Below are 15689 nucleotides of genomic sequence, written 5' to 3' on the forward strand. Positions count from 1 at the left end.
CTGTCAGTCCGACACTTTGGGATCGAGTTTGGCCTCGGGAATGCGGCCGTTGTCGATCACGACGGGCGTGCCGTTGCGCAGCTTGATCTGACCGGCCACCACCACCGTCTCGCCTTCCGTCAGTCCGGAGACGACGGCGACGAAATCGCCGCGTGCCTGTCCGAGCTTGACGAAGGTCTCCCGCGCTAGCAGGCCCGTGCCGTCGGCGCCCTTCTCCAGTACGAACACGGTCGAGCCGTAGGGATTGGACACGATGGCGGTCTGCGGCAGCGTCACGAATTTTTCGGCCGCGTCGATCTCGAGCGCGACCTTGGCGAACATGCCGGGCACCAGCCGCCCTTCCGGATTCTTCAGCACTGCGCGCACCTTTACATTGCGGCTGCCGCTGTCGACTTTGGCGTTGATGGCGCTGACGATGGCGGCGAATTCCTGCCCCGCAAAGGAGTCCACTTTCACTTTCGCCGGCTGCCCCACCTGCAGCCGCCCGAAGAATTGTTGCGGCACGAAGAAATCGGCGAACAGCGGATCCAGCGCCTGCAGGGTGACGATCGTCGTGCCGGCGCTCAGATACTGGCCGAGATCGACGCTGCGGATTCCAAGCCGTCCCGCGAACGCCGCCGTCAGGCTGTATTGCGCGACCAGCGCCTGTTGCTGCGCCACCAGGGCCTTGGAGTTCTTCAGATTGGCTTCGTCATTGTCCACCGTGGCCTGGCTCACGGCCTTGATCTTGAGCTGCTCGGCGTCGCGCTTCAGGATCAGGGCGTTCAGTTCGGCGGTGGCCTTGAGCGAGTCGAGCTTGGCGATCTGGTCGTCGGCGACCAGCCGCAGCAGCGGTGCGCCGGCCTGCACGGTGTCGCCGGATTCGAAGGACAGGGATTGGACGATGCCGGAAACCTGCAGCGCGAGATCCGCGCCCTTCGAGGCGCGCAACTCTCCCACCAGTTCCATGGCGGGTTGCCAGGTCTGCATCTGGGCGGTCTGCGCCGCGACCGTCTGCGCCGGCGCGCCGTGATGCGTCGGGGCGTGACGACCGAAGATGTCATGCTTGACGACGTAGAACGATGCTCCCGCCAACAGCGCGACCGCTAACCACCCGATGACGCTCTTTTGACTCACCGCGGGCGCTCCATCTCAGGGTCGGACGCCGGAGATGGCGCGAGCGGATTCATTGCGCCGTCTCGGGTTGCGGACAGTGCGGGGCCATCCGGTCCCTGGAAGTAGCCACCGTTGCGCGGGAACGCCTCTCGGGCTTCGTCGAAGCGATTCCACCATCCGCCGCCTAACGCCTGGAACAGCGCCACGGTGTCGGCGTAGCGCATCGCCTGAGCCTGGATCCGTGCGATGACGGCGTTCTGGTAGGTCTGCTGGGCGGTGATGATGATGGCGTAGCCGATCGCGCCGGACTTGAATTGCTGCTGCGCCATGGTCAGGCTGTCCAGCGCGGCTTTCTCCGCCACCGCCTGGGCGCGGAGCGTGACTGCATCGAATTGCACGGCGCGCAGCGCATCCGCCACATTCTGGAACGCGGTGATGATGCTGCTTTGATAGAGCGCGTAGTCCTGTTCGAAGCTGGCGACGCTGGCTTCCTTGGTGCGATAGGCCTGGCCGCCGTCGACCAGCTTCTGCCCCATGTTTGCCGCAAGCGTGAAGGCAGCGCTTTGCGGCGTGAACAACTGCCCGACGGTAAGGGCGTCGGTCCCCGCCGAGGGCGTAATGGTGAATTGCGGCAGCAGGTTAGCGGTGTTCACTCCCACCAGCGCCGCCGCCTGGTGCAGCGTCGCCTCGGCCTGGCGGATATCCGGCCGCTGCCGCACGAGGTACGCCGGCAGGCTCACCGGCAGCTTGCGGGGCAGGCGCAGGCTTGCGAGATTCACACTCTCGCCGCGGTCCTGGTTGGGCAGCCGACCGAGATAGGCCATCAGCTGATTGCGGCCCTGGGCCAGTTGCTTCTGCAGCGGCGGCAGCGTCGCCTGGGTCTGTGCCAGCGTCGCCCGCTGGGCGAGGACTTCGGCCTGCGAGTTGGCACCCACTTCGAACTGCCGCTGGACGCGCTGCAGCTGATCGGTCTGCGCCGCGATAATGGCCTGCGACGCCGCAATCTGCGCCCGCAGCGAGGCATCCGATATGGCGGAAGTCACCACATTGGCGGTCAGAGCCAGATAGGTTGCCTCCATCTCGAACCGGCGGTACTGCGCCAGCGCCTCGGCGGATTCGACCTGCCGCCGCAGGCCACCGAACAGATCGAGCGTGTAGCTGACGTTCACCGTCGCATCATAGAGATTGTAGATCGACGGCGATCCGGTGGTGCCGCCGGCGGCGGCGGGGACCTGCTGGCGCGTTGCCGAGCCGACGCCGCCGATCTGGGGAGCCAACGCCCCACGGGTTTGCAACACTGTTTCACGCGCCGCTCGCAGCGCATATTGGGCGGCCCGCACAGTCGGGTGGTTGTGTACAGCCTCCTCGACGAAGGCGTTGATCTGCGGGGAGCCGAACTCTCGCCACCACTGTCCGCCGACTTCGAGGCCATCCACAAAACTCTGTGGCGCGCCGCCAGCGATCGAAGTGGCCATCGCGGGCCGCAACCCGGCTTGCGGGGCATAGCCGCTCACATCCGGCGCCGGCGGCGGCTGGAAATCGGGCCCCACCATGCAGCCGGAGAGCAGGAGAGCGCCCGCTACGCCGCAAATCAGCCGGAGCGGCACTGCTGCGGCCGAATCCGATCGAGCTGCGCGGTGCTCGTTCTTTCTTCTGCCGCAAATCCCCGTCGCGCCCATGGCTGTTGCTACCCGCACGCAGAACGTGGTTGGTCGAGAAAGCCGGCGATGGCCGCCGCGGTCTGCGCGGCAGCCGTTCCCGACAGCATCGACACGTGATCGGCCTGAATCGTGCGCACACCGAGCATGCCGTCCACCAGGCGGGACCAGCCCATGTCGGGCGTCGACACGGTGCGAAGGTCGGCTTCGCTCAGATCGCCGTGGCTGACCGAAGAGGCGCGTACCAGGCCGATCGGCAGATCGCGCGGCGCGCCCGGCGCGGGGGCGTAGGCCAGGAACGCATCGTAGAGCGCGCGGCTGGCGCGGTAGCTGCGGCCGAGCCAGGCGTCATCCGATTCCGGGGCGATCAGTCCGGCGTCCAGCATCCGCGCCGTGGCGAATCCGAAGCGGGCCTCGGTGTCGAGCGGCAGCAGGTCGTCGACGTTGAGGCGAAATGCAGTGCCGTGGTGACGCGCGCGCACGCCGGCCATTCGCACCAGCCATTCCGCCTCGGCGCGATCGGGGTCGCGCGGGAGCACGGAATGGCTACCGAGCGGGGCGGGCGTGTCGATGATGATGAGACAATCGGGCGGCGCGCCGCGTGCGGCGAGCTGGCACGCCATTTCGTAGGCGACGATGCCGCCGAACGAATAGCCGCCTAACAGCCGCGGGGAAGGATGGCCGCGGTGGGCCAGAGCGGCGAGGTTTGCCGCCGCGAGCGAAACGACGCTGCTTGGCGCTTGCTGTCCCGGCTCCAGGCCCGGCGCCTGCAGCGCCCAGAACGGCGTCGTCGGCGGAAAGGCGCGGGCGAGGTCGAGGAAGGCGCTGACATCGCCGGCGATGGGATGCACGCAGATGAAAGGCTCGCCGCGCCCGGCGGTGAGCGGCACCACGGCGTCCCATGCGGGCGCCGTCGTGAGCGCTCGGGCCAGCGCGGCCGCGCTGCGATGCTCGATCAGCGCGGTGACCGGCACCAGCCGCCCGAGCTTTGCCGACAACCGTGCGGCGGCGGTCGCGAGGCCGAGCGAGGTCAATCCGGCAGCCAGCACGTCCTCGGCAACGCCCAGTCTGCGGCCGATGATGTTCGAGAGCACGTCGAGCGCCACCTGCGCGGCGGGGTCGCGATGCGGATGCAGTGGGATCGGCGTTGCGCTGCGAACAACCTTGATACTCTGTGCGGCTCGCCCGCGAGCGACGGGGGCGGCAGCGGGCAGCGGCATGGTGGATACGACCTGATCGATGGCGCCGGGCAGCGCGGCGAACACGGCGGCGAATTCGTCGATCATCCGCTCGCCCAACGCGGCGGCGGTGCCGTCGGCGTCCGGCAGCACCATCGACAGTCCGACGCGCTCGCCGGGCACGACGACGCCGGTGAGGCTGTAAGCGGACTTCAGCGCATTGTAGACGCTGTCCACCCGCAGGCCGTCCGCGCCGGTCCAGGCGTCTGACCCGGACGGCATATTCTCCACCACCAGCAGCGTATCGAACAAATCCGATGCACGATCGCCGAGGCCGGACGCCTCGACGACGTCCATCAGCGGGACCTGCGCCTGGCTCTGCAGGGTCGCGATCTGGCGCTGCATGTCGTCCGCGAGTCCGAGCACCGCGCTGCCGGCATCGAACCGCAGCCGCACCGGCAGGTTGTTGATGAACAGGCCAACCATCTGCTCGACCCCCGGCACCTGAGGCGGCCGGCCCGAAACCGTGGTGCAAAACACGGTGTCGCGGCAACCGCGCCGCGCCGCCGACCACAGGCCCCAGGCGAGATGCGCCAGCGCCGCGATGGTCAGGCCGCGCCGCCGCGACAGATCGCGCAGCGCCTTGCTGTTCTGCGCCGACAGCTGCCGCCGGACGGTGACGTAGCAGGCCGCGCCATTCCCCGCCGGACACAACGCCGGCTGCGACGGCGCTCCGGCGAGCAGCGGCACCAAGGCCTCGCGCATCCCGGCTCTTTCGACCGTGCTGCTCCAGGCGATGAAGTCGCGAAAGCGCACCGGCGGCGGCAGCGCGGGTGGGATGCCGCGGCGAAAGGCCTCGTAGGCGGAGCGCGCCTCCCGCTCCAGCTGCGCGAGGCACCAGCCATCCGCCAGCATGTGGTGGAAGCTGGCGATCAGGTAGGCCTCGCTCGTGCTGACGCGGATCAGGATCAGGCGTGCGAGCGGACCGGCTTCCAGATCGAAGCCCGCGGCGCGGTCCTCGGCCAGACGTTGTTGCAGACGCTCGGCGCTGAAGGCCGGCCAACTTTCCAATTGCACGGGCGGACGGGCCAATCGGCGGACGACTTGTAGCGGGCGGCTCAATCCGCGCCAGCTAAACACCGTGCGCAGCACCGGATGGCGGTCGAACACCAGCGCCCAGGCCTTGCGTAGCGCGGCAATGTCGAGCGGGCCGCTGAAGCGCATGCAGCTCTGTTCGAAATTCACCACCGACTGCCGGCGGCTCAGCGAATGCAGCAGCATCGCTTGCTGCATCGGCGACAGCGGATAGATGTCCTCGATGTCGGTGGCCGTTCCCACCACGCGGTGCAGCGTCGCGACGTCGAGGCCGGCGAGCGGGAAATCCTCGGGCGTCAGCAGCGGAGCCTTCTGCGCCCGCGCCCAGTCTGCGATCGCGCGGAGCGCGCCGGCGATCTCTTCCAGCATCGTCTCCGGCGCGCGGGCCGGAGACGCCCCCGACCAGCCGAGCGCGATGCGCCCGCCGGTCATCCGCGCCGTCAGGCTGCCGCGGACCGAGGGAGAGAAGATCGGCGTGTGAGGATGCAGCCGGATCGCCGGATCCTGCGCCGCTGCCGGCATGATGGCCAACCCGACCCTGGCCGGAGCCAGCCGGAACGCCGACCGCACCGCGCTGAAGGCAAGGCGCAAAGGTTCGGCGCGCTGCCGCGCCGCCTTGGCGTCGCGCAGCCGGAGGCCGAGAGCAGGTCCGGGCGCGGCGGCCTGCAGCGGCAGCACGGCATCCAGATTGGCGATCAGGCCGGCCGCTCCCGGGGCCCCTGTCGGCAACGTGCGGCGGCCGTCCAGCACCTCGATGGCTGCCGCGCCGCCGAGCGTGTCGCCGAGCGCAACCAGCAGCGCGTCGAGCAGCGAGACGCCGAGCCGGCCCGGCAGATCCTCCAGCAGCAGCCGCGACGTGGCGCCGTCCAGTAGCAGATGTGCCCGCTCCTCGGAGCGATCCGGCGCGTCAAGCAGATCCGGCGCAGCATCAACCTGTGCGGCTTCGCAGGCCATCGCCGCTTGGCGCACGGCGGGGCCGGCCGCATGATCCGCGAGCCAAGTCAGCCAATGCGAAAAGCTGAGCGGCGGAGCCGGCAGCCGCCCGCTGTCTGGTCCCGCCGCCAGCGCGGTTTCGAGTTCGGTAGCCAGCAGCAGCAGCGCGCGGTCGTCCGCCACCGCCTCGTGCAAGGCGAGCACGACGGTGGAGCCGGCGCCGGACGCGTTGTCCTGCGTCACCAGCGTGGCGGCGATGGTCACGCCGGCCGCGAGGTCGATGCCGCGCGCCAGCCGGCTGCTGTGGCCTGCGATCCAGCGCTCGAAGTCGTCGAGGCTCCCCGCCGGCACGTTGATGAAGCGCACCGGCACCGCGGGCAGAAAATCCGAGACGGCGATGTAGCGCCCGCTGGCATCCTCCACGATAGCGAGGCGAAGTGCATCGTGCCGCTCGGCCAGGCGCTGGATCGCATAGCCGACATCTACGGCCGAGACCTTCGGCCCGACGGCGATGCTGACGAAGCGGCACGGATTGCGGTCGTCGCAGGCGGAGGCGACCAGCTCGACGCCCAGGCGGGCGCCGTGGCCTTCCGCCTGCACCGCCCGCTTGCGGCGGACCGCGATGGCGGCGAGGCCTTCAATGGTCGGCTGCTCGAAGACGTGCGTCAGCTCGATGTCGAGGCCGGCCTCGTAGGCGCGCGCGACCAGCCGAATGGTGAGGATCGAATCGCCGCCGACATGGAAGAAATTATCTTGCACGCCGACCGACCCGTGGCCGAGCAGATCGCTCCAGATCCGGGCGAGAATTCGTTCTTCCGGGGTGCGGGGTTCGAGAGACGCTTCGTGCAGCGTCTCCGTCACGTCCACCGGCGGCAGCGCGCGTGTATCGACCTTGCCGTTGGCATTCAGCGGCAGCCGGTCGAGAATGGCGTAGGCCTGCGGTTGCATCTGCCGCGGCAGGCGCTCATGTAGATAGTTGCGCAGTTGCTCTGTGGTGAGCGCGGTGTTCGGCTTCGCGGTGACGTAGGCCACGAGGTCGCGATCGCCGCTCGCCCGGCGGGGTGCGACGACGGCCGCAGCGCCGACCGCGGGATGCAGCGCCAGCATCGCTTCGATCTCGCCCGGCTCCACCCGAAAGCCGCGGATTTTCACCTGCCTGTCGGCGCGGCCGAGAAACACGATATTGCCGTCCGGTCGCCAGCGGCCAAGATCGCCGGTGCGATACATCCGCGCCCCGGCAGCGGACGCGAACGGATCTGGGCGAAAGTGCTCGGCGGTCAGCTCAGCGTCGTCTGTGTAGCCCAGCGCCACGCCGTCGCCGCCGACCCAGATTTCGCCGATCAGGCCCGGCGGCAGTGGCCGGCCGGCGGGGTCCAGCAGATAGGCGGTGCTGTTGGAGATCGGCGTGCCGATCGGGATGCTCAGCTCGTCGTCGCGCAGGCCGGCGATGTCGAAGGTCGTGCTGAAGGTGGTGTTCTCGGTCGGCCCATAGCCGTTGATGAGCACCAGCCCCTGGTCGCGGCCGGCCGCCAGAACCGCCCGCGCCGCGACCGGATTGACCACGTCACCGCCGGTGACGACGAGGCGCCGGCCGGCGAAGGCGGACGGGTCGATGGCGGCGATCTGCTGGAACAGGCCGGCGGTGACCCAGAGCAACGAAATCCGCGCCTCGGCCAGGAACAGCCGCAACGCACGCGGATCCATCACCACGGTGCGATCCACCGGGACCAGCGTGCCGCCATTCAGCAACGGCAGCCAGATCTCCAGCGTCGAGGCATCGAAGGCGGGATTCGAATAGACGGCGCCGCGTAGTCCGGGCGCCGCGAGGCCGCGCGCGCGCGCCAGACGTACGATGGCGCGATGCGGCACGCACACCGCCTTGGGCGCGCCGGTGGAGCCGGAAGTGAACATCACATAGGCCGGACGTCCCGCGTCCACTACACATCCTGGATGCGGCTTTGCCGTCTCCGCGTCGGCGACGAGCTTGGTCCAGTGCAGCGTGATGCATCCCGCGATGTCCAGCGCGGGGTCGAGCACGATCGCATGCCGGGCCCCGACGCATCGGGCGCGGAGCTCGCGCTGCTCGGCATGATACAAAGGATCGACCGGCGCATAGGCGGCGTCTAGCGCCAGCACAGCCAGTTGCGCTTCGATCAGCGCCGCCGAGACCGGCAGAGCAAGGATCGTCACGGCGCCGGCGGCGAGGCCCTGCGCGGCGAGCACGGCGGCGAGCCGGCGCACCCGCTCGGCCAGCACGCCGTAGGTCAGCAAAGTCCCGTGCTCTTCGATCGCGAGCGCGTCGGGATGCAGCGCCGCATCCCGAAAGAACAGATCGATGGCGCTGCTATCGCGCTCATAGGCAACTGCTGAGGTGTTGAAATCACGCATCAGCGCCGCCCCGTCCGCCGGCGATAGCAGCGGAATTTCCAGGACGAATTGTTCCGGCTGCGCGAGAAGCGCTGCGGCGACCCGGCCGAAGCAGCCGAGCAGCGCGTCGATGCTCGCGGCCTCAAACAGGTTCGCGTCGTAACGGCACCACAGCCGCAGGCCGTCGGGCGAGGTGGCATATACGATAGACAGATCCGCTTTCGCTTCCTGCTCCAGTTGCTCGGGCAGCATCTCGAAACGGGTGCCGTCCTGTGCGGTGAAGGCTGCGGCCGGCGCCTCTGCGGCTCCAAACAGCACCTGCATGAAGGGGGCCGCGTCACCGCGTCGCTCGACGCCGCTCACCTCCACGATGCGTTCGAACGGCAACTCGCGATGCGCCAGGGCGGCGCGCAGTGTGTCCCGCACTTCGGCAAGTAGCGCGGGGAAGCGCGCGTCTGCGTCCACCACGGCCCGGATCGGCAGGGTGTCGACCATCAGGCCGATCAGCTCCGCGAATTCGGGGCGGTCGCGCTTGGAGGCCGGAATGGTCACGACGAGATCGTCCAGACCGCTCCATCGCCGCAGCACGACGAACAGCAAAGCGAGATATAGGCTGAATTCGCTGGTGTTGTGCTGCCGCGCCAGCGCTGCGAGGCCTGCAGATAGGTTGCCTGGCACATGCAGATGCGCCTGAGCCGAGCGGGCGCTGTTACTCGGCCGCCGGTCATAGGGCAGGTCGAGCCGCGCCGGGGCGCCTCGCAGGCGCTCGCGCCACGCCGCCATGGCGGCGTCCGAAGCGGGGCCGGCGGCGCCGAAGCGTTCCTGCTCCCAATCGGCGAAATCGGGAAATTGCAACGGTAGAGCGGGGCGGGTGTCGGTGCGTCCCGACACGACGTCGTCATAGGCCGTGGTCAGGTCGCTCAGAAACAGCTCGAGCGAGGCGCCGTCGCAGACGATGTGATGAAACACCGCCAGCAGTGCGGCGCCTGTGTCCGCGGCGATCAGCAGGCAGAACCGGGCGAGCGGCCCGGCCGACAGATCGAACGGCTGGTCCAGCATCGCCTGCGCCCGCGCCCGCAGCTCCGCCTCGAAGGCTTCACTGCCGTAACAGACGTCGGTCTGGATCGCCGGCAAGGGAAAACAGCCGTCATCGGCCACGGCCTGGACCGGAGCGCCGTCCACCAGCGGAAAGGCGGCGCGCAGGCCGTCATGGCGCCGCACCACCGCATCCAGCGCGACGCGCAGGGCGTCAATATCGACCTGCCCGGAGATGCCCACGAGCAGCGGCATCGCGAATAGCGTGCGTCCCGGTCGCAGCAGCTCCGCCATCCGGATCTGGCGTTGGCCGAACGAAAGCCCCGTGATGTAGCCGTTCGCCATCAGCGGCATCCCGGCAGTAGGGCGACAATCAAGTTGGTAGCTCCACCCGCGTGCGTTGGCGCACGGCCAGGGCGGGGCCCGGTGCCAGCTCGTCCGAGGCCGCATGGAGACGGTCCGCCAGCGCAGACAGTTGCGGCGCCTCGAACAGATCCGCGAGCGTCGCCGGAAGCGCGAGATCCCGGCGCACCCGGGCGATCATCCGCATGGCGAGCAGCGAGCTGCCGCCGAGCGCGAAGAAATGATCGTGGCGGCCGACTTTGGCGCCGCCGAGCAGCTCGCTCCAGATCGCGGCCAGCGAGGTCTCGAGAGACCCTTGCGGCGGGGCCGCGCTGGCACCGGCCAGGGCGGCGCGCGGCAAAGCCATCGTGTCGACTTTTCCGCTCGCAATGCGCGGCAGGCGTTGATGTCGCACGAAGGCTTGCGGGATCATGTAGGCGGGAAGCCGGATGGCCAGCTGCCGGCACAACTCCGCATCGTCGGCGGTGCCGGGGCCGCCTCCGAGATGCGCCACCAGCCGCGGCGGCTGGCCATCGGTGTTTTCGACCACCACCGCGGCTTCCAGGATGCCCGGCAGGGTCTGCAGCGCCGCTTCGATCTCGCCGGGCTCGATACGATAGCCGGCCACTTTCACCTGTCGGTCGCGACGGCCATGGAAGGACAGCCGTCCATCGAAGCCGAGGGAGACCCGATCGCCGGTCCGGTAGGCCGCAGCATCGGTCTCGGGAAGCGCACTACGCAAGACGATCCCCGGCGGAGCGCCGAGATAGGCCCGCGCCACTGCCGGCCCGGAGATGATCAGTTCGCCGATCGTGCCGAAGGGGCAAGGCCGCCCTTCTGAATCGACCACATGCAGCCGCGTGCCTGGGATCGGATGGCCGATCGCGACGCTCGCGCCGGTGGTCTCCGGCTGACAGCGCTCGACGCAGACCCAGACGGTCGCTTCGGTGGGGCCGTATTCGTTGCAAAGCACGGCGTGCGGAGCGCGGGTCGCATGCGTGGCAACCAACGCCGGCGGACAGGGTTCGGCAGCCACCTTGGCCATGCGCACGCTCGGAAAACCCTGCGGGCCGGCGGCATCGAGCAGCAGCGCCCAGAGCGACGGTGTCATGCAGACATGAGTCGCGTCGACGCTGTGGATCAACGCGACCAGCGCGTCGACATCGCGCGACGCGGCGGCATCGGGCATTACCAGCGTGCCGCCGTCGCACAGGGTGCAGAACAGCCCGGTCACGGCGCCGTCGAAGAACATCGGGAATGTCAGCAGGAAACGCGCGATCGGCAGGTCGGCATTTTCCGCCGCGCTGGCGGCGACGTGATAGCGCAGATTGTCGTGGCCGACGCTGACGCCCTTGGGTCGTCCGGTGGAACCGGAGGTGAAAATCACATAGGCCTCGTCTGAAGCCGCCGGTCTCGTCACGTCTTTTCGACCAGACGGCTGCGGCTCGATATCCTCCACCGTGATCGTGGCGATGCCGGAAAATGCTTCGGCCGAGGCGCGTTGGGTCACGACCGCCGCGATGCCGGCGCTGTCGAGGATCATCGATCGCCGCTCGGCCGGCGCAGCGGGATCGAGCGGCACATAGGCCGCACCCGTCCACATAATGCCGAGGATGGCGGCCACCGCCTCCGGGCCATGATCGAGCATGACGGCGACACGCGCGCCGGGCTGCACCCCGGCGGCAGCAAGCCTCGTCGCAAGCGGGGCTGCGCGGGCGCCGAGCTCGGCATACGACCAGACGCGGCCGTTCGCCCGGATCGCAGGCGCGTCCGGCTGCGCATGCATTTGCGCGAGAATAAGATCCAGCACCGTGCCTGCCGGCGCGGGCAGCGCCCGGCCTTGCAGCGCGGCTTCGATACTCGTGCGCAGCGACTCCGGTATTACGTCGAGCGTGTTCGCTGCTGCGTCGAACTGTGCCGGCAGCAGCCGCAGAGCGGTCGCGAGCATGTCGAGAAGTTGGCGCGCCTGCTCGGCCGAGACGTGCTGGTGGTCGAACATCAGGCGGAGCTCAAAACTCTCGCCGATCTCGACCATCAGATTGAGCGGCATGTCCGGCAACGTGACGTCGCCGCTGGCCGCGATTTCCAGGCCGGCCGCCCGAAACGCTGTGGCGAGCGCCAGCGGATAGGTCTGCACCGCGATCAGGCTGCGCAGCGGCAGCGCATCGCTCGGCAGGCCGAGCAACTCGCGCATGCTGTCGAGGCCCAACGGGCCGGCCTCGCGGCCTGCCGCACGGGCGAGCTGGAGTTCGGCCAGCCATTGCCGCAGCGGCGTCTTGTCGCGTCGGACGCGGCTCGGCAGCACGCCGATCTGCGGTCCGACCATATGGGTCGAGCGATCGCCCAGCAGCTCCGGCGGACGTACCGTTTCCACGCAACCGAACAGCAGATCGTCGGCACCGCTGCTGCGCGCCAGCACGAGCGCCCACGCGCCTTCCACCAGCGTGCTTAAGGTCAGCCGCTCGGCTCGCGAGGCCTGATGGAGGCGCTCGGCGACATCTGCGGGGAGGACGGCCGCCACCTCACCGATGCGCGGCCCCGATCCGGCGGAGCTGCGGATCACGGTGTCCGGCGCGTAGCCGGTCAGCACAGCGCTCCAATGCCGGTTCGCGGCTGCGACATCGCGGCGCTGCCACCATTCCACGTAACGGCGGAACGAGACGGCGGGCGGAATCGATTCGCCGCGGTAAAGCGTCAGCACCTCGTCCAAAATGTCGCCCAGCGACCAGCCGTCGACCGTGAGGTGATGGCGCGTCCACACCAGCAAATGGCGCTTCGGCGCGAGGGTCAGCAGCCGAACCCGCATCAAGGGCGGACGCCGCACATCGAAAGGGTGGGCGCGGTCATCCACCAGCAGGGCATCGAGGGCGGCGCGCCAGTTGTCTTGCCCGCTCCAATCGATGCGCTCCACCGCAAAGGTCGGAGCCGACAGCACCATCTGGGTTGGGGCGCCCTTGAGCTCCCAATGAAAGCCGGATCGCAGGGCCGGGTGGCGTGTCACCACGGCGGCCCAGGCCGCGCACAACCCGGCCGTATCGAGCGGGCCACTCAGCAGCGCCCACCATTGGCCCATATAGAGAGGTAGATCGGGATAGCTGGCGCTCCGCACCAGCATCGCGCGCTGCAGATCGGTCAGGCCGTAGATGTCTTCGATCGGACCTCGGGCCATTTTTTCCTTAAAAAGGAATGCAGTGCCCCGGCCGGTTCAGCGTGAAACGGCCGGGATGCCACTTCCTGTCGGCTTCTAGTCATGACGCCACGCAAGAATGCTTGGCGTCATCCTTGCGCCGAGAACGTGCCGGTCACGCACGAAGTCACCAAGGCGACCCGCAACCCGGCATCTTGACGCCGGCCTTTGCGAACCGCCTGCGTGATCGTCGGCGGATCATCGTCCGCCACCGCAAGTATCAGAGGCTTTCGATGTAGAAGCCTTCGCCCTTGATGTCGCCGTCGCAGAGCTTTTGGAGCTTCTCGACGATCCCGCCGCCGTCCTTGGCCCGCGGATTGGTGGACATTTTGTCGAAAGCAGCTTCGCTTTCCCACACGGTGGCGACGCCATACATGGATGGATCCTTCTTGGACTTCATGAGTCCAAAGCCCACCAGACCATCGATAATTTCGCCCGGCTTCTTGCCGTCGTTGGGCAGCATCTCCTTTTCGAGAAGTGCGCGCGCATCCTTCTCGTTTCCGGCCTTAACGTGACATCGTGAGATCGTCATAAACATGCTTGCCACTGCGGATGCTCCCTCCAGAGTTTATAGTGCACCGGCATACAACTCCGTCCAACAGAGAGCAACGGCGTACTTGTTTGTTAGTAGTTCTACCAGGTGCCTCAATAATTATGCAAACAATTGAGAACTGTGAAACAAGAACAGAGTCATCGTCGCGTAAGAATCTCGCGCTTGAAAACACCAGGTGCGGTCAATGAGTCGGAAATGTTTAACCGCTCGTGGCCAAACTCCCCTGCAGGCAAGGCTGCCGTGGTCAGACCGGCAGCGCTGCGACACCGATGGAAATGATCCGAGGATGCGCGTGGCTGGACCGAAAGAGCTGCCGGCTCGCCGATCCCTTGATCCTTCAGGTGAACGGCGAGATCACCGGAAACAGATTCCCGCGAATCGGCGCGCCGACCGCGAGATCCACGTCGAAGCCCTCGGCCACCAGCCGATCGACCACGGTACGGCCGTGAGGCGCAAGCACAGCGGTTTCGTCAACCCAGCGGGTGACCATGCGGCGGGTGTCGTGCGTGAGAGTATTGCCCGCGGAGCCGTGCAGCGTCCTGGCATGGAAGACGAGGCAGTCGCCCGGCTCCAGGTCCCAGCTCAGGATATCGTAATCCTCGCGGCGGGCCTCAATGTTGGGTACGCGGGAGAATGTATTGCTGGCGACAATGTCGAACTGTCCATGGTAGCGGGCATAGAACTCCTCGACCGCGGGCAAGTTTTTTGCCGGCAGGTCTTGCTCGCTCTCGAAGAAGTTTGCCGGCATGAACAGCTGAGTCCAGCGGTGCGAGCCGCGCACGAATTCAAGCGCGGCTTCGCGCGGGATCTGGTCGAGCGAGAGCCAGACCGAGCAGAACGGTCCGAGAACCACATTGTCATGGTGCCAGGGCGTGCGCGTCTGCGTGCCGGGAGTCTTGGCGAACCAGGTGTCCTGCAGCAGCCGCACGGTGTCGATGCGCAGGCAGCGGGCGGCGATGGCGGCTGCCGGCGATTCACGTGCGAAGGTTTCGAACTGCGGGATTTGCTGGCGCGACCAGATGTCGGAGTAAAAGCCGCCCTTGCCCTCGGGCGAGAAGCTCTGGAACATCGCGCTCGGGTGTTCGAGATTGCGCCGGATGCCCTCGGCCGCGAGGTCGACCCAGTTCGTTGCGAAGGCGCCGCGCAGGCAGATCGCGCCGTCGCGGTCGAGCGCCTCGATAGCGTCTTCGTCGATGGCCGCGCTGTCATTCGGCATGCAACCTCCTGCAATCGTCGGCGGCAAAATATTGGGTTCGGGGTGCGTGCCCGCGGGCGAGCACGGACAGAGCAAAGCGCCGGGCGATCACCGAACGCGACGCGTGCACGATGCGGCACATCGGAGGGCACTGTCCAGCCGCTATACGTCTCGTGACAGGAAATCTGTCGCGGCCCTGCAGCAAACCCGGCCACGCGCCCGCTGCGCCCGTGATCCTGCGCTGGATTCGGCGGATGCCGGACGCGCCGATGATCATCTGCTTTCCCCATGCGGGTGGCAGCGTGCTGTCCTGCATCGGCCTTGCGGCCGCGCTGCCCGACGCTCTCGCCATCGCTACGGTGGCTCTGCCGCGATATCAGACCGGCCCGCGGGTTACGGACGCCGCCGCTGCCGTGGCTGAAGAGATCGCCCTTACGTTGGGCGATCACAGTGCCGGGTTGACGCTGCTGGGAAACAGCTTTGGTGCCTTGCTGGCGTTCGAGACGGCGGTCGCGCTGGAGCGGCTCGAAGCTCCCGTTGCAAGCCGACTGCATCTCGTGGTCTCCGGATTCCGCTCGCCGAGCCGACCGCCAAGCGATGCCCCATTGCACCGACTGCCCCGCGCCCGTCTGCTGGCGGAGTTGCGCGAATGCTTCGGCGCCGTCGGGCCGGACCTCGGCGATCTGCGTGGCGATGCGCAGGAAGCGGAATTGCGGGCGGACATTGAGGCCTGCGAAACCTACCGGCTCGGCACCACGCCGCCACTGCGCTGCGCGCTGTCGGTGATCCGCCTGCTTGCCGATCCTTCGGTCTCCGATGAGGAATGCCAGGCGTGGCGCGACATCTGCGCCGGCCCGGTCTGCTTCCGCGCGCTCGAGTCGGGCCACTTTCCCTGGACCGGCGCCACCGCCGCTCTCGCCGGCCTTGTGACCGAATTGATCGCGCTCGCGCGATCGGTTTCCGCAACTCCCGGACCGGCTTTGGCTGGGCGATCCATCATTCGCCAGTCCGCACAAGAATCCTAGGGGGGCGCCATGTCCAACCGGCATTT

At 68.0% G+C, this 15689-nt stretch carries 7 protein-coding genes; 1 reads left to right on the forward strand and 6 read right to left on the reverse strand.

The window, feature by feature from the left end:
• Positions 1-3: 3 nt before the first annotated feature.
• The 6 genes from VGC77_RS14625 to VGC77_RS14650 all read right to left on the reverse strand — a co-directional run bounded on the left by VGC77_RS14625 (position 4) and on the right by VGC77_RS14650 (position 14659).
• On the reverse strand, positions 4-1116 hold the full coding sequence (locus VGC77_RS14625; protein WP_331172286.1) for an efflux RND transporter periplasmic adaptor subunit: 1113 nt from the start codon (positions 1114-1116) through the stop codon (positions 4-6).
• Entirely contained in the window at positions 1113-2774 is a 1662-nt protein-coding gene (locus VGC77_RS14630) for an efflux transporter outer membrane subunit (RefSeq protein ID WP_331172287.1), read from the reverse strand. Before VGC77_RS14630 ends, VGC77_RS14625 begins: the two co-directional genes overlap by 4 nt.
• Before the next feature lie 8 nt (positions 2775-2782).
• Positions 2783-9706 (reverse strand): amino acid adenylation domain-containing protein, encoded by a 6924-nt coding sequence (locus VGC77_RS14635; RefSeq protein ID WP_331172288.1) that lies wholly within the window; start codon positions 9704-9706, stop codon positions 2783-2785.
• 28 nt (positions 9707-9734) lie between these two features.
• On the reverse strand, positions 9735-12872 hold the full coding sequence (locus VGC77_RS14640; RefSeq protein ID WP_331172289.1) for an amino acid adenylation domain-containing protein: 3138 nt from the start codon (positions 12870-12872) through the stop codon (positions 9735-9737).
• Positions 12873-13110: 238 nt separating this feature from the next.
• Positions 13111-13428, reverse strand: coding sequence for an antibiotic biosynthesis monooxygenase family protein (locus VGC77_RS14645; RefSeq protein WP_331172305.1), 318 nt, complete (start codon positions 13426-13428; stop codon positions 13111-13113).
• Positions 13429-13780: 352 nt separating this feature from the next.
• A complete protein-coding gene (locus tag VGC77_RS14650; protein ID WP_331172290.1) occupies positions 13781-14659 on the reverse strand; it encodes a phytanoyl-CoA dioxygenase family protein in 879 nt (292 codons plus the stop codon).
• A gap of 233 nt (positions 14660-14892) precedes the next feature.
• Between VGC77_RS14650 and VGC77_RS14655 the strand changes: the two genes are divergently transcribed.
• On the forward strand, positions 14893-15663 hold the full coding sequence (locus tag VGC77_RS14655; protein ID WP_331172291.1) for a thioesterase II family protein: 771 nt from the start codon (positions 14893-14895) through the stop codon (positions 15661-15663).
• Positions 15664-15689: the final 26 nt, after the last annotated feature.

The organism is Rhodopseudomonas sp., assembly GCF_036404135.1.
Taxonomy (GTDB): domain Bacteria; phylum Pseudomonadota; class Alphaproteobacteria; order Rhizobiales; family Xanthobacteraceae; genus Rhodopseudomonas_A.